The 21,986-nt window shown below is 60.1% G+C and carries 18 protein-coding genes; 2 read left to right on the forward strand and 16 right to left on the reverse strand.

The window, feature by feature from the left end; genetic code table 11:
- From BLW21_RS05430 to BLW21_RS05455, 6 genes are all read right to left on the reverse strand, one after another.
- The gene (locus BLW21_RS05430; protein WP_092738446.1) at positions 1-210 is read right to left on the reverse strand and encodes a hypothetical protein; all 210 of its coding nucleotides are present in this window, start codon (positions 208-210) and stop codon (positions 1-3) included.
- A gap of 150 nt (positions 211-360) precedes the next feature.
- Positions 361-2,646, reverse strand: a complete 2,286-nt coding sequence (locus BLW21_RS05435) for a TonB-dependent receptor (RefSeq protein ID WP_175470868.1) — start codon at positions 2,644-2,646, stop codon at positions 361-363.
- Between the two features lie 120 nt (positions 2,647-2,766).
- Complete coding sequence (locus BLW21_RS05440; RefSeq protein WP_092738448.1) at positions 2,767-3,153, reverse strand: hypothetical protein; 387 nt, start codon at positions 3,151-3,153, stop codon at positions 2,767-2,769.
- A 171-nt stretch (positions 3,154-3,324) separates the two neighbouring features.
- Entirely contained in the window at positions 3,325-3,990 is a 666-nt protein-coding gene (locus BLW21_RS05445; protein ID WP_245711819.1) for a HupE/UreJ family protein, read from the reverse strand.
- A gap of 82 nt (positions 3,991-4,072) precedes the next feature.
- Positions 4,073-5,398, reverse strand: a complete 1,326-nt coding sequence (locus tag BLW21_RS05450; protein WP_092738449.1) for a tetratricopeptide repeat protein — start codon at positions 5,396-5,398, stop codon at positions 4,073-4,075.
- A gap of 177 nt (positions 5,399-5,575) precedes the next feature.
- Positions 5,576-7,666: a DUF4331 family protein gene (locus BLW21_RS05455; RefSeq protein ID WP_092738450.1), complete on the reverse strand. Its 2,091-nt coding sequence runs from the start codon at positions 7,664-7,666 to the stop codon at positions 5,576-5,578.
- 483 nt (positions 7,667-8,149) lie between these two features.
- Between BLW21_RS05455 and hscA the strand changes: the two genes are divergently transcribed.
- Together hscA and BLW21_RS05465 are read left to right on the forward strand one after the other, a co-directional pair.
- Positions 8,150-10,012 carry a Fe-S protein assembly chaperone HscA gene (hscA, locus tag BLW21_RS05460; protein ID WP_092738451.1) on the forward strand — a complete coding sequence of 621 codons (1,863 nt, stop codon included), beginning with the start codon at positions 8,150-8,152 and terminating at the stop codon, positions 10,010-10,012.
- Positions 10,013-10,163: 151 nt separating this feature from the next.
- Complete coding sequence (locus tag BLW21_RS05465; protein WP_092738452.1) at positions 10,164-11,378, forward strand: anhydro-N-acetylmuramic acid kinase; 1,215 nt, start codon at positions 10,164-10,166, stop codon at positions 11,376-11,378.
- Positions 11,379-11,405: 27 nt separating this feature from the next.
- Here the strand turns inward: BLW21_RS05465 and BLW21_RS05470 are convergent, their stop codons facing one another.
- The 10 genes from BLW21_RS05470 to rpsD all read right to left on the reverse strand — a co-directional run bounded on the left by BLW21_RS05470 (position 11,406) and on the right by rpsD (position 21,932).
- Positions 11,406-11,840 carry a hypothetical protein gene (locus BLW21_RS05470; RefSeq protein ID WP_092738453.1) on the reverse strand — a complete coding sequence of 145 codons (435 nt, stop codon included), beginning with the start codon at positions 11,838-11,840 and terminating at the stop codon, positions 11,406-11,408.
- Between the two features lie 9 nt (positions 11,841-11,849).
- On the reverse strand, positions 11,850-12,164 hold the full coding sequence (locus tag BLW21_RS05475; RefSeq protein ID WP_092738454.1) for an FtsB family cell division protein: 315 nt from the start codon (positions 12,162-12,164) through the stop codon (positions 11,850-11,852).
- Positions 12,165-12,236: 72 nt separating this feature from the next.
- Positions 12,237-13,343 carry a CARDB domain-containing protein gene (locus BLW21_RS05480; protein ID WP_175470869.1) on the reverse strand — a complete coding sequence of 369 codons (1,107 nt, stop codon included), beginning with the start codon at positions 13,341-13,343 and terminating at the stop codon, positions 12,237-12,239.
- 195 nt (positions 13,344-13,538) lie between these two features.
- Entirely contained in the window at positions 13,539-14,810 is a 1,272-nt protein-coding gene (gene eno, locus BLW21_RS05485; RefSeq protein ID WP_092738456.1) for a phosphopyruvate hydratase, read from the reverse strand.
- A gap of 103 nt (positions 14,811-14,913) precedes the next feature.
- On the reverse strand, positions 14,914-15,702 hold the full coding sequence (locus BLW21_RS05490) for a LytR/AlgR family response regulator transcription factor (protein ID WP_092738457.1): 789 nt from the start codon (positions 15,700-15,702) through the stop codon (positions 14,914-14,916).
- A gap of 68 nt (positions 15,703-15,770) precedes the next feature.
- Positions 15,771-16,793, reverse strand: coding sequence for a sensor histidine kinase (locus tag BLW21_RS05495; protein ID WP_092738458.1), 1,023 nt, complete (start codon positions 16,791-16,793; stop codon positions 15,771-15,773).
- 30 nt (positions 16,794-16,823) lie between these two features.
- Entirely contained in the window at positions 16,824-19,172 is a 2,349-nt protein-coding gene (locus BLW21_RS05500) for an outer membrane beta-barrel family protein (protein ID WP_139255091.1), read from the reverse strand.
- Between the two features lie 206 nt (positions 19,173-19,378).
- On the reverse strand, positions 19,379-19,981 hold the full coding sequence (gene rplQ / locus BLW21_RS05505; RefSeq protein ID WP_092738460.1) for a 50S ribosomal protein L17: 603 nt from the start codon (positions 19,979-19,981) through the stop codon (positions 19,379-19,381).
- A 210-nt stretch (positions 19,982-20,191) separates the two neighbouring features.
- Complete coding sequence (locus BLW21_RS05510; protein WP_092738461.1) at positions 20,192-21,181, reverse strand: DNA-directed RNA polymerase subunit alpha; 990 nt, start codon at positions 21,179-21,181, stop codon at positions 20,192-20,194.
- A 145-nt stretch (positions 21,182-21,326) separates the two neighbouring features.
- Positions 21,327-21,932: a 30S ribosomal protein S4 gene (gene rpsD, locus BLW21_RS05515; protein WP_092738462.1), complete on the reverse strand. Its 606-nt coding sequence runs from the start codon at positions 21,930-21,932 to the stop codon at positions 21,327-21,329.
- Between the last annotated feature and the right edge of the window lie 54 nt (positions 21,933-21,986).

The raw sequence follows: 21,986 nt of genomic DNA on the forward strand, positions 1-21,986 counted from the left end.
TTACCAGCGTTTCGCCGAACTGTGAGGCGCAGAGCGGGCATGGGTGCGGCAGCGGGCCTGGGCTTTAATTTCCTGGTGCCGCTGCCGGGTGCCCGGGGGCAGCGGCGGCGGTGCGCCCGCGTCGAAGACGGGCAGGGAGACAGTACTGGTTAAGGCTTGCCGGATGGCGAATTGAGCATCGGCGGAATTCGTGAAAGAGAAAAAAGACATGATGCAGTGGAAGTAAAGTTGAGAAATGTGGATTCTGAAAGCTGCCCTGCGCAGTTCGCAGCGCAAGTTGCCGGGCAGCTGTTTTAAGTTATTTGCCTTGGTTGAACGGCATCGCCGAGACGCAGACAACCGCTCTCCCAGACAGCGAGCCTAGAAAAACACGCTGGCGTTGAGCTTAGCGTAGAAGGGCGTGCCGGGCGTGAAGTGTAGCTCCGATACCGGCGCGGCCTCGTTGCGCAACCGGGTAGTCGTATCAAACTGCGCCTGGTTCCACGCCACATTCAGCAGGTTTTCGATGGAGGCGCCCACCTGAAAGCGGCTTTTTGTGTAGCTCACCACGGCATCGAGCAGGAAGTAGCCCCGGGCCCGCACCGAGTTGTCCTCGTTGGCTGCCCGCGAATCGATGTGGCGGTAGCGCAAGCTGGCCCCAAGCCCACCGGGGGCCCGCAGCGTAAGGCCGCCGATGCTGGTGAGGCTGGGGGCCAGCGGAATCCGGTTGGCTCCGTCGGGCTCATCTACCAGCCGGCCGCGGCTCAGGTTCAGGTCAACATCGGCGAAGAGCAGGCGCGTGAGCTGGTAGCGGGCCGAGAGGTCGAAGCCCAGGCGGCGGGTGCGGCCCGCGCTTTCCACCACGCCCTCGTCGCCCACATACACCAGCTCATCCTGCAGGTGCAGGACCCACAGCGCAGCATTTACTACCATCGCCGGCACGGGCTTGAACGTGCCGCCTACCTCATAGCCGATGGCCCGGGGCAGCACGTTGGCCGTGGCGTTGGAAACCACTGCCCGGGCATCGTTGGAGTGGAAACCGAAGCCCGAGCGCACGAACAGCTGCACGGCCGGGCTAACATCGTAGTACAGGTTGAGCTTAGGACTAACGCGCCCTTTCCCGGCCTTACCCGAGGCTGAATCGGCCGCCGTCCGGTCTTCGCGGAACGCAAAGCGGAAGTAGTCGGCCCGCAGGGCGGCGTTGAGTGTAAGCCGGTCGGTGAGGCCGATGGTGCCCTCAAGGTAGCCGTTGACGTTCTGCTCGTACACCCGACCCGCGCGAATTGTGTCGCGCACCACGCGGCGCACGGAGTTACGCAGGGCAATGTGGGTGTCGTCGAGGCGGGTGCCGAGGCCGGCCACGGTGCGTAGCATGCGGCTGCCCACCTGCCAGTCGCGGCTGTAGGTGCCGGTATAGCCGTAGAGGTTACGCGCGTCGGTCTGCCGGATCTGGTCGCCGTTTACCGGGTCGTTGAGGAAGAACGTGAAGTTGGAAAACAGGTTGAAATCGTAGCGCGTGTAGTACACCTGCTGGCGCAGCACGGCATTGTGGGGCAGGTCGGTGGTGAGTACGGCCGTGGCGTTGGTGCGGCTCGTGGAGCCGCCCTCGGTGGGGTCGATGCTGCCGAAGCGCGAAATCAGGCCGTCGCGAATCCCGCGCTCCGGAATCTGGCCCGAAGCATCCCACTGCGAGCCGAATTGCGAGCCGAGCACCATCAGCGAGGTGCGGTCGGAGAGCTGGCCGGTGTACTTGGCCAGCCCATTAAACCGCTTGAAGTGCTGCTTGGCGTCGAAGTAGGAGTTGGTGAACGTGTACTCGGCCGCCACGTAAGCCGCGGCCGGCCGCTGTTTGGCCGCTCGCACCGGCAGCAGATTCAGCAGGGCCACTGCCCGACGGGTATCAAACCGCCCCACTTCCAGCTTCACCTGGCTTTGGTCGAGGCGGGTTTTGGTGGTGAACTCGCCCGCGCCGGCCGTGGCGAAGTCGCCGAACCGGGCCGTGTAGGGGCCTTTGTATACCCGCAACTGGTCTACGGTTTCGGGTATTACAAAGTGAAAATCGGCGTAGCCCTGCCCGTGGGCGTGGCTGACCATGTTCACCGGCAGCCCATCAATGCTCACATTGAAATCGGTCCCGTGGTCAGCATCGAAGCCGCGCACGAAAATCTGCTCGGCTTTACCGCCGCCCGCGTGCTGGGCAATTACCAGGCCCGGCACCAGCGGCAGCAGGTCCTGGGCCGAATTGACGGGCCGCAGCAGCTTATCGATGTTGGAAATAACGGCCAACGACTGGTTAGGGTCGCGGGGTTGGGCCACGGTTACCTCGGCCAGCGTGAGCGTAGTAGCAGGCAGGCGCAGCGCCACGGTAGCGGTTTGGTTAGCGGCCACCATCACGGTTTGCTGCCGGGCACCAAAGCCCAGGCCCGAGGCCCGCACCACGTAGGTGCCGGGCGGCAGCCCTGTAAGCCGGAACTGGCCCAACTCGTCGGCCACGGTACCACCCACGCGGTCCACTAACCGCACGCTCACCCCACTCAGGGGCCTTCCGGAGGCCGAATCGGCCACGCTACCGCGCAACACAGCGGTGTTCTGGGCCTGAGCAGCTAGCCCATTCCCCCACGCCGCCAGCATAGTGCCGGCCGCGGTTATCCAATAAAAAAGGCGCATATGTGCAGCCACAAGGCGACGCGTAGCAACTTGCCAGCACGTCTGAGTCAGAAGATAAGCGAATGTGGACCACGCTTGCAGCGTGGCACCCGAAGCCCCGTTCATGGGCTCCGCTTCAACTTATGCCCGACGGGGGGGCTGCTCCGGTATCAGCCGGATGCCGGCTGATACGGCCGGCTCGGCAGCCAGCTTATAGCCCACAAACTGCCGGAACTGCGCCACTTGCAGGCGGGGCGTTTCGGGCAGGCAATGCAGGTCGATACTCTTGGCCGAAGCCAGCAACTGTGCCGGCGTCGTGCGCTTGGCCTGCGCCTCCACCGCCGACTGGTCGCCGTTGCAGGTATCAAAACAGTCGAGTCGCAGGTAGTTGTCGTGCTGACAGGTGGCATTGTGCACGTAAGGATGAGCGGCAGTAGGCCCTGCCGGCTCGGGTCGCCCCACCAGGCCCGCACCGATGCCTCCCAGATAGGGTAGCAAGAGCAGTAGCACGAGCAGGTAGCGCAGCATTGGTTCAATTGTTAGTTATCAGTTGAAGGGGCGTTATTCTGAGCGAAGCGGAGCGGAGTCGAAGAATCTCTACCGCCATGCTAATTCTGTCGGTTGGTTCACTCCCACAACGAAGCGGTAGAGATGCTTCGACTGCGCTCAGCATGACGTTCTTTATTCTTTGCGCCCTTTTCAGCTCAACCGTTCAAATGTCCAGTAGGCAGCCATGATGGCAATGAGGACGGAGGCCGGCACCAGCACCCGACGTTTGTACCAGGGCTTGCCGGCGGCCCAGCGGCCAATCAGCACCCAGGCCAGCACAATCACCGAAACCTGCCCCAATTCTACCCCAATGTTAAAGGCCACCAACGACTCCACAAACATATTGGTCGGTAGTCCCAGACCCGTGAGTGCCCCGGCGAAACCCAGCCCATGCAACAGCCCGAACCCGAACACTACCACAATGCGCCATGGATTTAGGTGCTCAACCACGATGTTCTCGATGGCCACGAACAAAATCGACAGCGCAATCAGCGGCTCAATCAGGCTGGCCGGCGGCGACACTACCCCGTACATGGCCAGCCCCAGCGTGATAGAGTGGGCCACTGTGAAGGCCGTGGCCTGCCAGAGCACCGGCTTGAGGCGCGGCTCCAGCAGGTACAGGCTCAGCACGAACAGCACATGGTCGAGACCCAGCGGCAGAATGTGCGTGTAGCCGAGCTTAAGGTAAGTGAAAAAAATATCGGTGCGCGAGAGTTTGCTCAGGTCCACGTCGAGCACGTGCGCGCTGGCCCACACCGGCAGCAACAGCAGCACGAAGGTCAGGGGCAGGTAACGGACGGGGCGAGTGGCGCGCATGAGGTGGTTTGAGATGCAGGGCTAAACTGTCTGTCATGCAAAGCGGAATTGAAGCATGACATTATTCTTTTTCAGCAAGCGCCTACCGCACTGCCAGCAACTGGCGGCCTTCGTCGGCGAGGTCGAGGCTGAGGTAGGGATTAATGGCCAGCGCCTGCTTGATGAGGGCCTGCCCTTCGGTGGGCTGGCCATTTTTAGCGGCAATAAGGCCGGCGCGGCACAGTAGCACCGGGCTTTGCGAGTTGGTGCGGCGGGCCGCTTTTATATAGGTAGCAGCAGCCGGATAGTCGCCGCGCTTGTACGCCACCCAAGCCAGGGTTTCGTTCACGTCGATGTTGTCCGGCCGCCGGTCGTATTCAACTTTGGCGTGTTCGAGGGCTTTGTCCAGCTCCCCGGTTTTAAGGTAGGCATAGGCCAGTTCGCGGTCAGCATAGTGCCCCAGATCCTCGTTTTCGTCGGCATCGTTGGCGGCCGAAGCAAGCATGCTGATGGCTTCGACTTCCATTTTGTGGGCCTCAGCAGGTTGGTTGTTGAGCCGGTACAGATCGGCCAGCTCATCGGCGAAAGCATAATCCTTCACTGTGTTGCGGGCCTGCTCCAGGTATTTGATGGCCGCCGGGTAGTTCTGGCGGGCCTGCTCTACGCGGCCCAAACCGGCCAGCGCATAGGCGTAAAAAGGCCGCGCGGCCAGGGCCATGCGGTAGGATTTTTCGGCGTTGGTCAGGTCGCCGGTGGTTTCATAGAGGTGGCCCAGTGTTACGCGGGACCATTCGGTTTGCTCCAGGCCCGCATAACCGGCCTGCACAGCCAGCTGCATGGCCTCAATGGCACCAGGCAGGTCGCCGTGGATTTCGCGCAGATAGGACACACGCGAGTATGAGCGCAGATCGGGGCGCACGGCATTCATCTTGTCGGCCATCTTGATGGCCTCATCATAGCGGCCCAACTCCACATTGGCGTCGCAGAGCAAGCCGTACACGAAAGCATTGTTGGGATTGAGCGCTACCGCTTTTTCGGCCACAGCCAGCCCCTCCGAAAAGTGGTGCTGGGTCAAACTCAGCGAAGCCTTGCAGCACAGGGCCTCGAAGTTCTCGGGCTCGTCGCGTAACACCTCATTAAGCAGCTGCATAGCAGCCGTGTCGTAATACGGATGGTCGCCCGTAACGCGGGCTTCCTGCATATAGGCCTGAGCCAGCAGCACTTTCGACTTCGTATCATCGGGCTTGGCGCGCAGAGTTGCCAGCAGGCCCTGAATAGCGGCCTTGGTATTAAGCCACTCGCCGCCAGCGGCCAGGTCGCCGCGCCGCTCCCGCAGCTGCGGTACCGGCTCGGGCTTGCGCGTCAGGTAGATGGTAACGCCGAGGGCCAGAAAAAGGGCAATAAGAGTTGGGTAAAGGTATTTTCTCACGCGCTCGAATTAAGTACAACCAGTAAAAGGTAGGAGAATAATAACCGAAAAGGGAACCGACCACGCGGCCGGCTCCCCATCGGCTGCCGGAAGACAGGCAGACTCACCCAGGGCCCGACCATCCGTCAGCAATCGGCCGGGGCAGGTGAAACCTACTCCGGCCGATTTCAAGCCGACTTACTGGTTATGCACCAATTTCATCGATTGCAGCACGGTTTTGCCCGTGGCAATGGTCAGCACATAGGTGCCGGCGGCTACTTCCGGTCCGGGCTTCCAGTCGAGGGCGTACTTGCCTACTTTGTGGGCTTTACCTTCCATGATAGTCGCTACGCGGCGGCCCGTCAGGTCGCTCACGAACATCGTCAGCGGGGTCTTCGTGGCTACTTCGTAGGTTACCTTGGTGCTCTCTACGAACGGGTTCGGGTAGTTCTGGGCGGCGGCTACAATCTCCGGCTTCAGGCTAAAGCCAACGGCGCCGATCTGAGAGGTAACCGTACCCTGAGCTTCGGTGCCCGACCACGGCAGGGCCATGTAGGGAAAGGTCGACCGGAAGGCAATATCGTTGGCCTCAATGCCAGTGCGGAAGCCCAGCACCCCAGCCAAGCCGGGCGCGCCCGCTTCGTAGGGCAGGCCAATGGCGTGCAACACTACGCCGCCCACGGCTTGCAACTCGATGCGGGTAATATCATCCTCCAAACGACGACCATTCGGGAAGCCGTCCATGTTCGGAATGAACTGCAGAGTATTGGTCGTGTTGAAGCGCGCATCGGTCAGGCCCAGTACGGCGGCGGCCAGCAGGCCTTCCGAACTGAACTCAGTCGAGTTGCGCGGCGTCGTTGGTACGGCCATGTTCAGGCGCAGCATGTCGCCACCCACACCAGCCGGAACGGCCGGGTTGTCGATGAGAGGCATGAAGGTGTTGACAAATGGCTTACCAGGAGCCAGCGGCTGGCCAGCGGGCTTGATGTTGGCCAACTGGTAGGGCGGCAGGTTGGGCACGCCTGTATGGAAAATAGGCAGAATATCTACCGAGCGGGGCTTACCCGGACGCAGCAGGTATTCGGCGAAGCCGCCGTCGGCTATCTTGGCGAAGGCCGTGCCGGCCACGGAAGCAGCTGGCGCATTCAGCAGAGCTGAGACGCCGTTCTTGCCATTACCAAAGTCGAATTGCCCCAGTGAGTTACGCTGGATACGCAGGTTGGCAAAGCCGGGTACCGCCGTACCAAAGTAACCATCACCTTCGGCCATGTACAGGCCCAGCTCGGGGTTCGAGAGGTAGTCTTCGGAGGTGGCTCGCTCGGTATAAGGGGTATCGTAGTTCCAACGGTCTTTCGAGCCTATGGGCTGGATTACCTCGTTCATGAGCGGCATGCCCAAACGCGACACCTGCACCCAGGTGCCGCTGTGCGCCTGCGTGCCATCGGTGGTGCTAATGGTGCGGATAGACTGTCGGCTGGCCGAGGCCCATACGCCGATAACATAGTCCGGATCGAGGATATTGGCTGCCTGTGCACCGGTTTTGCCGCCCTTTTGGAGTTTGGCAATCGGAATCTGCAGGGCAATGGTATGCGTGTTTTTGCGGGCTACCCCGTCGCGGGCTGCTGCCGCACGAATGCCACCCAGATCAAAAATGCCGCCCAGATCTACGAAGAACGGGTCATCCACGGGTCCGCAGAAAACGCTTATATCGCCGTCTACTTTTATGATAGCATCGGTAAAGAGCTTCTCGTAGCTGGGGGCGCCCAAACCGGCGGCACCAGTAATCGAGCGCGGGCCGATGTTTGGTGGCGGCACTACGCCTTCGGTTTTGAGCGACACGAAGGCCCCGCCGTTCACGCTACGCTCCATGGTGTAGGTGGCCTTCAGGTTCTGCTTACCCAGCCGGATGTTGAAGAACGTACCATCATCTTCGTTCACCCGCTTAAAGGTGAAACGGTAGGTGATGTCGTCGGCGTTCGGCTTGCTGCCGTCGTTTTTGATGTGGATTTCGTAGCGCACGTTCTCACCGAACGTGTTGTAGTTAGGACCACCCTGGGGCAGTTCCAACGGGATATAGTTGGCGATGATGTTCACCATTTCCGCGTTGTTGGGGTCGCGGAAGGCGTACACATCGGTATTATCAGCCAACGGGTCGTCGGCAATTAGTGGGGCCTCGCGGTGGCTCGATGCCTCCAGCGGGGCATGCTGAGCGCTCCAGGCAAGCAGGCCGGCCACGGTGGTAGCCGCCAGCGCGATGGGCAGAATTGGGCGAGTAAGAAATTTGGGCATGATAAAAAGTGGTAAAGGATGAAAAAAGAACCGACCACAGCAGCCGGAACAGCGGATAAGATTCCTTTGGAAGGAATTTGGAAAACAAGCACAACGGAGCCTTTCAATAGCCCGAAATAGATGAGCCGCTACAATCGGTCGACTGCCCTCTGAAAAGCAGTTGACAAACGCGGCAGTAACGTTCGAAAAAGCTTACGGAGCGTGCACCAGTTAAGGATTTAAATAGTCATAATCCTGTACAATTTTTTTTATTAAAATCGTAACCAAAGCATTTATGCCTGATTTACAGAGCACCAAAGACTGATCTATATTAAATAATCAGTAATTCGACTGGGCTTGCTCGACCTGTGACCTACGGAATGGTTGCCCGATCATACCGGACTTTTGTTGCGTAATTTTGGCCCTTTCCGGCCACCCACTGTTATAGTGGCCGGCATCCTCCCCTCCCCCGATTTTCGTGCGGCCCCGCCGCTTCGCTTTCCTATGGCTAAAGTTGCAATCAACCTATCTACCGGCAGTATTCAGCAGGAAGAAATAATTGTCGGTATTGACCTGGGGACTACCAACTCGCTGGTGGCCTATATCCACCCCGAAAACCGCCTGCCCTTAGCCATCAATGACCAGGGCCGGGGCACTATCGTGCCGTCGGTAGTTCATTTTCCGGCCGGAAGCGAAGCACCATTGGTGGGTACCGAGGCCAAGGAGTACCTGCTCACCGACCCGCAAAACACTATTTACTCGGTGAAGCGCCTGCTGGGTAAGAGCTACCACGACCTGGGCCAGCATGCTGGCGGGCTGGGCTACAAGGTGATTGACGACAACTCGGAAGGCTTGGTGAAAATCCGGGTCGGCGACCGGTTCTACTCCCCCATCGAGCTGTCGGCCGAAATCCTGAAGGAACTGCGCGAACGGGCCGAGCACGCGCTCAAAACGCCCGTCAACAAGGCTGTGATTACGGTGCCGGCTTACTTTAACGACTCGCAACGCCAGGCCACCCGCGACGCCGGCCGGCTGGCGGGCCTGGAGGTGCTGCGCATCGTGAACGAGCCCACCGCCGCGGCCCTGGCCTACGGTATTGGCCTGAACCCCGACGAGGAGAAGACGGTGGCCGTGTACGATTTGGGCGGCGGCACCTTCGATGTGAGCATTCTGAAGCTGCATCAGGGCATTTTCGAGGTCCTGAGCACCAACGGCGACACGTACCTGGGCGGCGACGACTTAGACCGCGCCGTGGCCGAGCACTGGACCAGCCAGCACGAGCTGACGAACCAACTGACTGCCAACGGCTCGTTGCAGCAAGAGCTGCGGCTGCTGGCCGAATCGGCTAAGCGCTACCTGAGCCAGCACGATGACTTTGCCGGTAACCTTGGCGACGATATGGTGGTGCGCCTGAGCCGCGCCGAGTTCGATGAGCTGGCCCGCCCGTTGGTGGAGCGCACCATTGCTTCGTGCCGCCGCGCCCTGGCTGATGCGGGCCTGAAGGCGGAACAGCTCGACGCCGTGTTGCTGGTGGGTGGCTCGACCCGGGTGCCGCTGGTGCATAAGTCGGTATCGGCCTTTTTTGGGCAGGAAGCCAACAACTCGCTCAACCCCGACGAAGTGGTGGCGCTGGGCGCGGCTATCCAAGCCGATATTCTGGCCGGTAACCGCCGCGACGTGCTGCTGCTCGATGTAACGCCGCTCACGCTGGGCATCGAAACCCTGGGCGGCCTGATGGACCCGATTATCCCGCGCAACTCCAAAATCCCGACCAAGGCCGGCCGCCAGTACACCACCAGCGTGGACGGGCAGGTGAACTTGAAAATTTCGGTGTACCAGGGCGAGCGGGACGTGGTGAAGGAAAACCGCAAGCTGGCCGAGTTCGATTTGCGCGGCATTCCGGCCATGCCCGCCGGCCTGCCCAAGGTCGATGTCAACTTCATCCTGAACGCCGACGGCATCCTGAAAGTAGAAGCCCTGGAGCTGCGCTCCGGCACCCGCCAGGAAGTGGAAATCAAGCCCCAGTACGGCCTCACCGACGACCAAGTGGAGCAAATGCTGATGGACTCGCTCACTTACGCCCGCGAAGACGTGGCGGCCCGCATGGTGATTGAGGCCCGCACCGTGGCCGAGCAGATGCTCTACCAAGTGGAGCGCTTCGTGGCCAAAAACGGCCAGCACCTCACCGCCGACGAACTCGTGCAAACCCAGGCCGGCGTAGACAAGCTCAAGGCCGCCCTGCAAACCCCGGAAAAAGACGTAATGCTGAAGGCCGTGGACGAACTGGAAGAACTCACCCGCCCCTTCGCCGAGCGCGTGATGAACATCAGCATCAGCCAGGCCATGGCCGGGAAGAAGATTGAGTAGGGCTTAGGGCTTAGAAAAGAACGTCGTTCAGAGCGAGGCGAAGAATCTCGCGTGCTACAGTAACTCCCTATTGTCAGGAACACTTTGGTACGCGGAATTCTTCGCCTCGCTCTGAACGACGTTCCTCATTGTTCACTTTTCGCCATAACATATGCACCGCCTCGCTCATCTTGCCCGGCAGCCCAGCCGTCGGATTATCGGCCTGATGTCGGGCACCTCGCTTGATGGGCTCGATGTGGCCCTGTGCCGCCTGCATGGGCACGGAACAGCTACGCGGCTGGAGCTGGAGCATTTTGCCACGGTGCCTTACGAGGAGGATTTCCGACGGCGGGTGCGCCAAGTGTTCGCCCGGGAGCAGGTGAGCCTAGAGTACCTGACGCTGCTACATGCCTGGCTGGGCCGCGAGCATGCTCGAATGGTGCTCGCCTGCCTGCACGAGTGGCAGGTGGCCCCGGCCGAAGTTGACCTACTGGCCAGCCACGGCCAAACGGTGTACCATGCCCCTGCCCACCAGCACCAGCACCCCGATTTTCCTGGTCTCAACGCCACGCTGCAGCTCGGCGACGCCGACCATCTGGCCGTGGGCACCGGCATCATCACCATCGGCGACTTCCGCCAGAAGCATGTGGCCGCTGGCGGCGAAGGGGCCCCGCTGGCCGCCTACGGCGACTTTCTGCTGCTCAGCAGCCCGGCCGAGGAGCGGCTGCTGCTCAACCTGGGCGGCATTGCCAATTTCACCTACCTGCCCCGCACCACCACCGATGCCAGCAGCCAGCACGCCAGCGCTGCCTTCAGTACCGATACCGGCCCTGGTAACACGCTGCTCGATACTGTAGTCCGGGCTCATTTCCCCGGCCATAGCTATGACGAAGACGGCCGCCTGGCCGCCGCCGGCACGGTGCATGCCACACTGCTGAAAGAACTGCTGGCCCACCCTTTTTTTACGGCCCCACTACCCAAAACCACGGGGCCGGAGCTTTTCGGTCCGGCTTACCTGCAGGCGGCCCAGGCCGGCACCCACACGCTTGGCCTGCCAGTTGAGGACCTGCTGGCGACGCTGGTGGAGCTAAGCGCAACGGGCGTGGCCCGCGCTGCCCGGCTGGCCCTGGGCGAGCAGCCGGCCGTAGCTGTGTACGCCAGCGGCGGCGGGGCGCACAACCCGGTGCTCATGGCCGCGCTACAGCGCCACTTGCCCGCCTGCCGCTTTGCCAGCACGGCCGCCCTGGGCGTAGCGCCCGATGCCAAGGAGGCTATTTTATTTGCCCTCCTGGCCAACGAGGCCGTAGCTGGTCAGCCGCTCAGCATGGGCGCGGGCCGCCAGCGCGTGCCGGCCGTTCGCATGGGCAAAATCTCGCTGCCCGATTAAAGGCGGGTAAAAGAGTGGGTTGGCTCCTCACTTCATCTGTATCAGCCGAAAGCTTTTCACCTGCCGGGCCGTGGAATCCTGGAAGCTAATATCGAGCTGGAAGTGGGGGCGGGCGGCCAGTGTATCGGCGCGGAAGGTGTAGGCTACGAAGGGCTCGGGCGCCGCTACATCGCGGAGGCGGTAGCCCAGCTTGTAGAGGTCGATGATGGGGCCGAACTGACGCACGGGCTCCCGAAGCGGCTGCAGCGTCTGCCGAAACTGACGCTCGCTTAGTTGCGCCCGGGCCGTGGGCGTTAGCCAGCGGTAGGCCTGCTGCCAGTGCTGGCCCACGGCGGCCAGCCAGAACCGCCGCGCTACCTGCACCTGGGAAAGCGGCCGCTGCTGGGCTGGGCCGGAGCCGGGCAGCAACAGCAGGCCAGTAGCCACCATCATAATCCGCAGCACACCGGCTCCTACACGCATCAGGCGGCGTTATTCCTTGTCCTGGGGTACGAGCACAAATACGTCTTCGCCGGGGCGCTTCATGATGTACTTCTCGCGGGCAAATTTTTCCAGCAGCTCGGGGCTACTCAGCAACTCGGCACGGTCCTTCTTTACTTTGTCGATTTCGCGCAGGTAGTACTCCCGGTCGCCTTCCAGCTCCTGCAGCTTGGCGTACATATCGTACTGCCGCACCAGGTCGTTGGCATCAAACAGGAACATCCAGCCCAGAAAAGCCAGCCCGGTCAGGAAGTAGAAGTTGCGCAGGAAGCCCGGGATTCGGGCAATAAGGTCGGACGGAGACATAGTCAAAGATAAGCACCATTTACAAGGCGGTGCAATCCGTATTGCCGAAGCGTTGTGCGGCCCGGCAGTTGGCTATTTCACCAGTACCCGGCGCACCACCTGCTGGGCTGGCCCGGTGAGCCGAAGCGTGTACAGGCCCGCTGGCAACGACTCCGTTTCCAGTGTGGCTTCGGCCTGGCCGGGGCGCCAGTTCTTTTGCGCTACTACTCTCCCCAGGCCGTCCAGCAGCGTCATGCCAACCAGCGTTCTGGCCGCCGCCCCGAGCTGCACCCGGATGGGTACGCCCGCGGCAACCGGGTTTGGGTACAGCTGCACGGCCTCGTTGGCGGCGCTGGCTGTTGCGGTTACGGGGCCGCCGGTTACCGTCAGGCGCAGGGCCCGCGAATTATTCGTCTCGTCCGACTCGGCTAGCAGGTCGCGGGGGTCAATTACCAGCAGCAGATAATAGGTACCCGAAACCGTACTCTGCGGCACGGGCAGTACCGGGGCCGAAAATATGGTGCTCGGCGACCCACCGCCTATATTACCGCCGAGACTACCACCGGTAATTTGGCCCATGAACACATCTGTACCCGCCGAAAAAACAGTATCAGTCGAAAGGAAGAAACCCACTTCGTACCCATTTGCCGACCCAAGCCCCTGGTTGATAATGAAGGCGAAGGCACCGGTGTTTCCCCCTGCCGGAACCGTGCTGAACGAGATGGAAGGCCGCAGTAACGTCAGGTCCGGCATCGGCACTCCGCCTTTAGTTACCTGGACGGGGAAGCTGACCACGTTGTTGGTTTCGTTGGATTCCCGTTCGGCATTGAGCGGGTCGGCTACGAGTACCAGGTAATGCTTGCCCGCTGAGGTCAGAGGCGGAATAATGCCCGTAATGGAAGTTGGCCCTGACTGCCCGGCGAGCAGTAAGCCCTGGCAGCTGGCCCCCAGATAGGCGTCGGTGGCATCCCAGATGGCATCTTCCGAAAGGTAGTAGCCCACGCAGTTGAACTGCGCCCCCGCGCCCGGATTGCCATTCACGCGAATGTTGGCCGACATCGGATAAGCCGCCCCGGCAATTACGGCCGTTGGCAGCGAAAACGGAGCCACCAGCACCAGATCCGGCAGGTTCTGGGCCTGCATCTGCCGCGGCAGGGCGAGTATCAGCAGCCAGAGAAACGAGCGTAAGCATTTTTTCATAAGAGGTATACAGAAGCGAATTGCAACTTGACTTGAAGTAAAGTAACGAGCCGGCAGCCAGGAATACATCCTTCAAAAACTACCCGCAGCAAATATACTAGCCCTGCCGACACCAGCTGTCCGGGAGGCACCAAAACTAAAAAGCCCGCCTGACATTACATCAGACGGACTTTTCGGAGGACGAAAATCAACGATTTACATTTTGCGGCCGGGGAAGTAAGCTACCTCGCCCAGCTCTTCCTCAATCCGCAGCAGCTGGTTATATTTCGACATGCGGTCGGAGCGCGAGGCCGAGCCGGTCTTGATTTGGCCGGTGTTCAGGGCCACGGCCAGGTCGGCAATGGTGTTGTCCTCGGTTTCGCCCGAGCGGTGGCTCATGATGCTCTTGTAGCCGTTGCGGCGGCCCAGGTTGATGGCGTCAATCGTTTCGGAGAGCGTACCAATCTGGTTTACCTTGATGAGGATGGCGTTGGCAATCTGCTCATCAATACCGCGCTGCAGGCGGTCAACGTTGGTTACAAACAGGTCGTCGCCCACGAGTTGGGTGGTTTTGCCGATGCTGTTGGTCAGGTCTTTCCAGCCACTCCAGTCATCCTCATCCATACCATCCTCGATGCTGATGATGGGGTATTTCTTGGTCCAGTCGGTCCAGTAGCTCACCATTTCCGACGAGGTCAGCTTGTCGCCGGTGCTCTTCTTGAAGTGGTAATGGCCGTCCTGGTAGAACTCCGAGGCAGCGGCGTCCATGGCAATCATCACCTCGTCGCCGGGCTTGTAACCGGCCTTCTCAATGGCCTGGAGCACAATCTTGATAGCGTCTTCGTTGCTCTTGATGTTGGGAGCAAAACCGCCCTCGTCGCCCACGTTGGTGCTGAAACCCTGCTTCTTGAGCACCTCCTTGAGGTGGTGGAAGATTTCGGTGCCCCAGCGCAACGCCTCCGAGAAGCTCGATGCGCCCACCGGCATAATCATGAATTCCTGGAAGTCGATGCTGTTGTCGGCGTGCGAGCCCCCGTTAAGGATGTTCATCATCGGCACGGGCAGCGTGGTGGCGTTTACGCCGCCCACGTAGCGGTAGAGCGGCATGCCCACCTCGGCGGCGGCGGCGCGGGCCACAGCCAACGATACGCCCAGAATAGCGTTGGCACCCAGGTTCGCCTTGTTGGGCGTGCCATCAAGCTCCAGCATAATCTTATCGAGCAACCCCTGCTCGAATACGGAGAAGCCTACCAGCTCCTCGGCAATGGTTGTGTTCACGTTTTTCACCGCCTGCAACACCCCCTTGCCCATGTACATGGCCTTGTCGTTGTCGCGCAGTTCCACGGCCTCGTGCTTGCCGGTGCTGGCGCCGCTGGGAACGGCGGCGCGGCCTACGGTGCCGCTATCGGTGGTTACATCCACTTCAACCGTAGGATTGCCGCGCGAATCAAATATCTGGCGAGCGTGGATTTCGGTGATAATACTCATGAGCGAAAGGGGTTGATGAAACGGATTACGAGTTAACCAACAGCTTTACGGCCGCTGGCCCGCAAGGTAAATAGTATCCCCGACTGTTTCGGCCCTAACTCCCCTACCCTTCCAGCCAGCGTCGGAACTCGGGCGTTTGGGCTGCGCTCGTCATCAGCGTAACCGCGCTGGCCCGCAGCTTTACCACCAACCGGTTATTAAAGTAAGGTTCCACACGCTCCACGAAGGCAACATTGACCAGTTCCGAACGGTTAAGCCGCCCGAACCGGGCCGGATCGAGCTGGGCCTCCAGCTCCGTGAGCGTGCCGGTAAGCGGGTGGCGCGCGCCGGCCCCATCCACGGCGAATACCACGCCCTCGTCGGCCTGCAGGTAAGCTACGTCCTTAGTTTGCACAACGTAGAGGCTGTTGCGCACCCGCACCGACAGCCGCTGCCGGTACTGGGGCTGGCTTCCCTGGCGCAAGGCTGCACTCAGCTCCTGTACCAACGCCGGACTAAGACCAGCCGGCAGTACCGGAGTGGGAGCCGCAAAGTTGCGGCGTAGTAGCTGGTACTTGGCCAAGGCTTCCTCGAACTGCTCGTAGGTAAATGGCTTGAGCAGGTAAGCAATGCCATTGCCCCGGAAGGCAGGCAGCAGGAACTGGTCGTAGGCGGTAGTGAAGATAATCGGGCAGGTGACCTGAAACCGCTCATAGAGGGCGAAAACGTTACCATCGAGCAGCTCGATATCGGACAGAATCAGGTCCGGCATGGGGTTGCTCTGCAGCCAAACCAGCGCTTTTTCCACGCTCCGCAGCACGGTCAGGTCTGCCTCGTTCAGCCCCACCCGGCTAGCAAATGCCACTACTTGCCGGGCTGCCAGCTCCTCATCTTCCAGAATCAATATGTGCATGGTGGCGGCAACAAGCTGGGTGTTTTGGTGATAAAAATCTGATTTTCAAATCTTTATTCGAGTTATTATTAAGATAACCGGCTGGGTAACTGGGTTATTACGGGTACGGTTACGGCAAAAACATCTACAGTACTGACTACCTGGATTTCCTGATTAAACAGCAACCGGTACCGCTCGCGCAGGTTGGCCAGTCCGGTACCTGCCGAATCGATTGGGGTGAGCTTGGGCCGGCGTGGGTGGCGTACTGTCAGGGTTTCAGCAGTTGCCGCCAACACCACTTCCAGCGGGTCGTCCTCATTGCCGGCGTTGTGCTTGATGGCGTTTTCGAGCAGCTGCTGCAGCGTACCCGGCACCACCAGCCGCTGGTCCCAGGCGGGGCCGGGCTGCAATTCGAGCCGGAACTCGTACGCCGTGCCGAAGCGGTGCCGCAGCAGGTAAATGTATTCCTCTATGAAGCGCAGCTCCTCGCTCACGCTCACAAAGTCCTCGTTCTGGTGCCGAACCAGCAGCCGGTAGAGGCCCGCGAACCGGTTAAGGTACTCGTTGGCTTCGGCGGGATCCTGCTGAATGAGGCCGCGCAGCACGTTGAGGTTGTTGAACAGGAAGTGCGGGTCGAGCTGGGCCTTGAGGTTGCGCAGCTCGCTCTGCGTTTGGGCCTGCTGGGTTAGCAGCAGCCGCTTCTGCACGTCGAAGTACCGCTTGCCCGCCATCAGAATACCCAGCATCCCGTAGCTCTGGGTATGCTTCATAACGGTGTACAGAATGGCGGGGGCGCTCCATTGCAGCGGCTTGTCGCTGAGCAGTATCCAGTAGCCAAACCAATACAAATGCGCGTCGATCACCACAAATACCACCAGCGCACCGAGCACTATCCAGGGGCTACGGCGCAATAAAGCCAACGGCAGCAGCCCAAATACCAGCACATACACGGCCAGCGTATCGAGCCCGATGGTGAAGAGAATAGAGGGCACCGCGCGTGCCAGCCCAAACTGCTGCAGGTAGCTGAAGAAGATAATAGACGCGGCCAACAGCCAGTAGGCTAGTACCAGCAGGTAATCGGAGCGGCTGGGACGTTGAAATGTGAATGGCATGGTGGCAGGTAGTAACAGGGCGGAAAGATGTTACTCTTTGTCGGTTTTCACGCGGCCCCGCTCTTCTTCGAGGCCGGTGGTGCGCTTGCGGGCCGCTTTCAGTTGTTGGTTACCCAGCTTCCAGCTCAGGCTTACCCGCGCCTGCCGACTTTCGCCGTAGCTCTGGAAGGTCACGTCCAGGTCCTGGTAGCGCACTGTGCCCCGCTGCTTGCTCGAAAACAGCACATCGTTCACGGCCAGGCGCAGCGTGGCGCGGTCCTGCCACAGCGTTTTCTGCAGCCCCAGGTTCAGCGCGCCAAACCCCCGAAACCTGATCAACCCATTAATGCCGGCCGTCTGGTAGTAGCCGGAGGCCTCCAGCTTGATGTTCTGGGGCAGTTGCACATTGGCCTGGCCGTAGAACGTAGCGGCAGTGCGACCCGCCCGGTACGTGCTGCCAAGATACTCACTCAGATACTCATTGTAGAACACCGTCACGCCCGCGTAACCCGTCAGCAGCTTGCGGTAAGTAAGCGGCAGGTTCAGCGTGGCATTGTAGCTCCGCAGGTTATCAAGGTTGGCCGAGGTAGAGTAGATAATACTGTCTTCGGTGGCCGTTACCAGGCTGATGGCGTCGCGGGTGCGGCTGTAGCCCAGGATGAAGAACGGTTGCTTCTGGTAAGTGAGAGCCAGCTTGTAGTTGCCCGTGAACTGGGGCGTCAGCAAAGGATTGCCGCGTTGCGAGGTATAGGGGTCGAGGTACACCAGATTCGGATTCAAATCCTGGTAGCTGGGCCGCCCGATACGGCGGCTGTAAGCGAGGTTTGCTCCCAACACTTTGGTCAGCGGCTTATCCACGCTCAGGCTGGGAAATAGCTGCCCGTAGCTACGCCGGATGCTGGTGGCCGCCGTGCCTTCAGCTACCGTGTATTCGCCCCGCAAACCGGTCTGCCACGTCAGCCCCACCTGTGTACCCTCGGCCTGCACATAAGCGGCCCCAATGCTTTCGGTGTAGCGGAACTGGTCGGCCCGGCCCGCGTCCGTACCCGTCAGCTCCAGTTGGCTCCGGATGTCGGCCTGACTGACCTTGGCTCCCAGCAGCAGATTAGTGGTGGCAGTGAGCGGCTGCCGATAGTCTGCTTTGACCGACGCCAGCCCGATGCGCGTCTGCTGGTCGTTGCGCAGGGTTTGCTGCCGGCTCACATCACCCACGCGCACCTGGTTAGCCAATAACCCCAGGCTGCCGGCGGTGTAGCGCGAATAGTCCACGTCGGCGGTCAGCTCGCGGCCCAGCGTATCGAGCAGCATTTTATAGTTGAGGTTGCCCGCATACGAATCGGTGCGCCGGCGGGTATCATTACTGGTGAAGACGTTCACGCCGTTGTCGGCCCGCGTGCTGCTTTGAGCGTTCAGCTGGGTGCGGTTAAGGTAGGCGTTTAGCAGCACACCCAGGGTTTGGCGGTGCGGCAGGCGGTAGTCGGCCCCCACCCGAAACGTGGGCGCCTGAGTCAGTCGCGGCTGGTAGCTCTGCTGCTCGTAACGGATGCCGGTTCGGGTATCCAGCCGCTCCGTGTTCAGCTGCTCGTAGGTGTGGCGGTAATTGTAGCTGGCCGTCCCGAACACGTTCAGCGCCCCAGCCCGATGGTTAAGGTCGAGCAGGACCCCGGCCTTGGCAAAGCGCCCGTAGGCCGCGTTGGCAGTCAGCGTGCCGTTGGTGCCCAGGTCGGTGTTCTTTTTCAGGATGATGTTGATGATGCCCGCCGTGCCGGCGGCGTCGCGGGTGGCGCCAGGCTGGGTAATTACCTCAATCCGCTCGATGGTACTACTTGGAAAATCCTTCAGCACACTCACCACATCCGTGTACTGGGTAGTCCGGCCGTCAATCTGAATAAGTACGCCCTCCTGCCCGGCCAGCACAATCCGGTTGTTGAGCACCAGCAGGCCCGGCACTTTTTCCAGGGCTTCCAGGGCGGTAGCGCCGGCTGTAAGGCTACCCGCCACGTTCACTACCAGCTTGCCCGTCGTCATTTCCAGCAGCGGCTTCTGCCCCACCACCCGCACCTCGTCCAGCACCTGGGCCGCCACGGCCAGCCGAACATCCGGTACTACCACCGCCTTGGCCGCTACAGCAAACTCCCCACTCCGTCCCTTGCCATAGCCTACCGCCGATACCTGCACCCGGTAGCGTCCCGCCGGCACTCCTAGCAGTTGGTAACGCCCCGTCTCCGACGCCTGGGTAGCCTGCACCACGGCCGAGTCGGCCAGTTGCCGTAGCACCACCGAAGCGAACGGCACCACCTGCCCTTTATTATCGATTACCCGACCGCTTACGGCCGTTGGGGTCAGCTGTTGAGCGGCCATTGGTAGCGCCAGCAGCATTAGCAGTAGGGAGAAAAGCACTTTCACAGCAGTAGGCTTCAGGGTGAATGGATACCCAAACCACGCCCAATCAGCCCGCCAACTGAACTCTTACTTTTCGAAGCCCCGCAAATTCCCGATGAAGTTTGGCAAACCGGGTATGAGTGCAACGGCTGTTCTTCGAATTACCCCATAAAAAAAGGCCCGCCAAACGGCGGGCCTTTCTAAAATCTGGTATGCAGTGCTGACTACTCGGCAGCCTTTTCTTCGCGGGTCTCGCCGTTGTGCAGCGTCTCCGTGTCGGTATCCTCGGGGGCCGAAACCTCCGTGGTAGGCGCGGCCGGAGCCTTCTTGGTAGCCTTGGCTTCGGCAACTACTTCAGCCGACGAATCGCCTTCGGTAGTCGTCGCATCGGCCTTCTTGCCGCCGCGACGCGAACGACGGGTCGTAGCCTTGGCTTCGCCGGCGTTCTTAGACTCCAGCATGGTTTCGTTGTAGTCAACCAGCTCGATGATGCACATCTCCGAGTTGTCACCGAGGCGGTTCTGGCTCAACTTGATGATGCGGGTGTAGCCACCGGGACGGCCGGCAATCTTGGCCGAAACGTTGTCGAACAGCTCCTTCAGCACATCCTTCTGGCCCAGGCTCGAGAAAACGAGGCGGCGTGAGTGCGTCGTGTCGTTCTTGGCTTTGGTCAGCAGGGGCTCCACGTACTGGCGCAGGGCCTTGGCCTTGGCTACCGTCGTGGTGATGCGCTTGTGCATGATGAGCGAGTTGGCCATGTTGGCGAGCATCGCATGACGGTGCGAGGTAGTGCGGCCGAGATGGTTGAAAGATTTACCGTGACGCATAAAAAAAGAAAAAACGTACGCTTGCGGGCCACGACCACGGCGGAAAGCGCCTTGCGGCGGCCTTCTCATTAGAACCGTTGCCCCGGGGGCGCACTATGAGAGAAATGAAAAAGTCTGCAAATGTACGCAATAGTCGGACACAAAAAATGTGCTGCCGTGAATAATGCCGAAGCATCTTTCTCACGAACAGCACATTTCTGCGCTTAGCGACTACTCTTCGTCGAGCTTGTACTTGCCCAGATCCATGCCAAAGGTCAGGCCCTTCTCCTCCACGAGGTTTTCCAGCTCCGTGAGCGACTTCTTACCGAAGTTGCGGAACTTCATCATGTCAGACATGTCGAGCTGCACCAAGTCGCCGAGGCTCTTGATGTCGGCGGCCTTGAGGCAGTTGTAGGCCCGTACGCTCAGGTCCATATCGGCCAGCGGCGTCTTCAGCACCTTGCGCATATGCAGCGTCTCCTCATCCACGATTTCCTCCTCTTCGGCTTTCACCGTTTCGAAGGTCATGGTGCTGTCGGAGAACAGCATGAAATGCTGGATCAGGATGTTGGCGGCACCTTTCAGCGCCTCCTCCGGATGAATAGAGCCGTCGGTGTGAATCTCGATAACGAGCTTCTCGTAGTCGGTCTTCTGCTCCACGCGGGTGTTTTCCACGCTGTACTTCACGTTCTTGATAGGCGTGAAGATGGCATCAATGGCAATCTGACCGAATACCTGGTCGAGTGGCTTGTTCTCCTCAGCAGGCACGTAACCACGGCCTTTCTGAATGGTGAACTCAAACTCCAGCTCCGTGCCCGGATCAACGTGGCAAATCACCATTTCGGTGTTGAGCACCTCGAAACCGTTGGTGAAGTTATTGATGTCGCCAGCCTTGAAAGACTCCTGGCCTTTAATGCGGACGGTGATTTTATCCTCAATAGCATCGCTCACCTTCTTGAAGCGAATCTGCTTCAGGTTGAGGATGATTTCGGACATATCCTCCAGCACACCTTCGATGGTCATGAACTCGTGCAGCACACTGTTGGTGCGCACCGAGGTAATGGCGTAGCCCTCCAGCGACGACAACAGGATGCGGCGCAAAGCATTGCCGATCGTGACGCCGTAGCCTTTCTCCAGCGGTTTGAATTCAAACGTGCCGTAGAAGTCGTCGGATTTCTCCATCACCACTTTCTCCGGCATTTGAAAAGCTAAGATTGACATAAGTGGGGCGGTTGGTTAGGATTGAGTAAAAGGTATCGGGTAAGAGGATGCGTTTGCAGTGCCTAGTACCCAATACCTAATACCTGAATTCAATAAAAAGCAGCGAAGTAAACGAGCGGCCCGGGCGTCCGGGCCGCTTCATTTATTACTTCGAGTACAGTTCAACGATGAGCTGCTCCGTGATCTTCTCCGGAATCAGTTCGCGCGAAGGAGCATTGAGGAACTTACCTACCATGTCCTTGCCTTCCCACTCCAGCCACGAGAAAGCGCGGGCGTTGCGGGCGCTCAGGCTCGTGGTGATGGCCTCCAGCGACTTCGACTTCTCGCGGACAGCCACGATATCGCCGGCGCGGAGCTTGTACGAAGCGATGTTCACAATCTCACCGTTCACGGTGATGTGCTTGTGCAACACCAACTGACGGGCAGCGCGACGCGTAGGGGCAATGCCCAAACGGTACACCGTGTTGTCAAGGCGCGACTCCAGCATAGCCAGCAGGTTGTCGCCGGTGATACCGGGAGCAGCCGCAGCCTTGTGGAACAGGTTTTCAAACTGCTTCTCGAGCATGCCGTACATGTACTTCACTTTCTGCTTTTCCATCAGCTGGATAGCGTACTCGCTCTGCTTCTTACGACGACCACGGCCATGCTGGCCAGGAGGATATGCTTTCTTGGTGAGTGCCTTGCTCGGGCCGAAAATCGGCTCATTGAAGCGACGGGCAATCTTGGTTTTAGGACCAGTATAACGTGCCATTTCGGAGTTGTTGGGGGTTGAAGGGGGCGCAGGCAAAACCCGCGCGGGGCTTTA

The sequence above is a fragment of the Hymenobacter psychrophilus genome (assembly GCF_900107135.1).
Lineage (GTDB): Bacteria > Bacteroidota > Bacteroidia > Cytophagales > Hymenobacteraceae > Hymenobacter > Hymenobacter psychrophilus.

What these genes read in the sequence shown, in the direction of transcription:
- BLW21_RS05430 (WP_092738446.1), bottom strand. Translation starts at nt 210, where the DNA reads ATGTCTTTTTTCTCTTTCACGAATTCCGCCGATGCTCAATTCGCCATC.
- BLW21_RS05435 (WP_175470868.1), bottom strand. Translation starts at nt 2,646, where the DNA reads ATGCGCCTTTTTTATTGGATAACCGCGGCCGGCACTATGCTGGCGGCG.
- BLW21_RS05440 (WP_092738448.1), bottom strand. Translation starts at nt 3,153, where the DNA reads ATGCTGCGCTACCTGCTCGTGCTACTGCTCTTGCTACCCTATCTGGGA.
- BLW21_RS05445 (WP_245711819.1), bottom strand. Translation starts at nt 3,990, where the DNA reads ATGCGCGCCACTCGCCCCGTCCGTTACCTGCCCCTGACCTTCGTGCTG.
- BLW21_RS05455 (WP_092738450.1), bottom strand. Translation starts at nt 7,666, where the DNA reads ATGCCCAAATTTCTTACTCGCCCAATTCTGCCCATCGCGCTGGCGGCT.
- hscA (WP_092738451.1), top strand. Translation starts at nt 8,150, where the DNA reads ATGGCTAAAGTTGCAATCAACCTATCTACCGGCAGTATTCAGCAGGAA.
- BLW21_RS05465 (WP_092738452.1), top strand. Translation starts at nt 10,164, where the DNA reads ATGCACCGCCTCGCTCATCTTGCCCGGCAGCCCAGCCGTCGGATTATC.
- BLW21_RS05470 (WP_092738453.1), bottom strand. Translation starts at nt 11,840, where the DNA reads ATGCGTGTAGGAGCCGGTGTGCTGCGGATTATGATGGTGGCTACTGGC.
- BLW21_RS05475 (WP_092738454.1), bottom strand. Translation starts at nt 12,164, where the DNA reads ATGTCTCCGTCCGACCTTATTGCCCGAATCCCGGGCTTCCTGCGCAAC.
- BLW21_RS05480 (WP_175470869.1), bottom strand. Translation starts at nt 13,343, where the DNA reads ATGAAAAAATGCTTACGCTCGTTTCTCTGGCTGCTGATACTCGCCCTG.
- eno (WP_092738456.1), bottom strand. Translation starts at nt 14,810, where the DNA reads ATGAGTATTATCACCGAAATCCACGCTCGCCAGATATTTGATTCGCGC.
- BLW21_RS05490 (WP_092738457.1), bottom strand. Translation starts at nt 15,702, where the DNA reads ATGCACATATTGATTCTGGAAGATGAGGAGCTGGCAGCCCGGCAAGTA.
- BLW21_RS05495 (WP_092738458.1), bottom strand. Translation starts at nt 16,793, where the DNA reads ATGCCATTCACATTTCAACGTCCCAGCCGCTCCGATTACCTGCTGGTA.
- rplQ (WP_092738460.1), bottom strand. Translation starts at nt 19,981, where the DNA reads ATGCGTCACGGTAAATCTTTCAACCATCTCGGCCGCACTACCTCGCAC.
- BLW21_RS05510 (WP_092738461.1), bottom strand. Translation starts at nt 21,181, where the DNA reads ATGTCAATCTTAGCTTTTCAAATGCCGGAGAAAGTGGTGATGGAGAAA.
- rpsD (WP_092738462.1), bottom strand. Translation starts at nt 21,932, where the DNA reads ATGGCACGTTATACTGGTCCTAAAACCAAGATTGCCCGTCGCTTCAAT.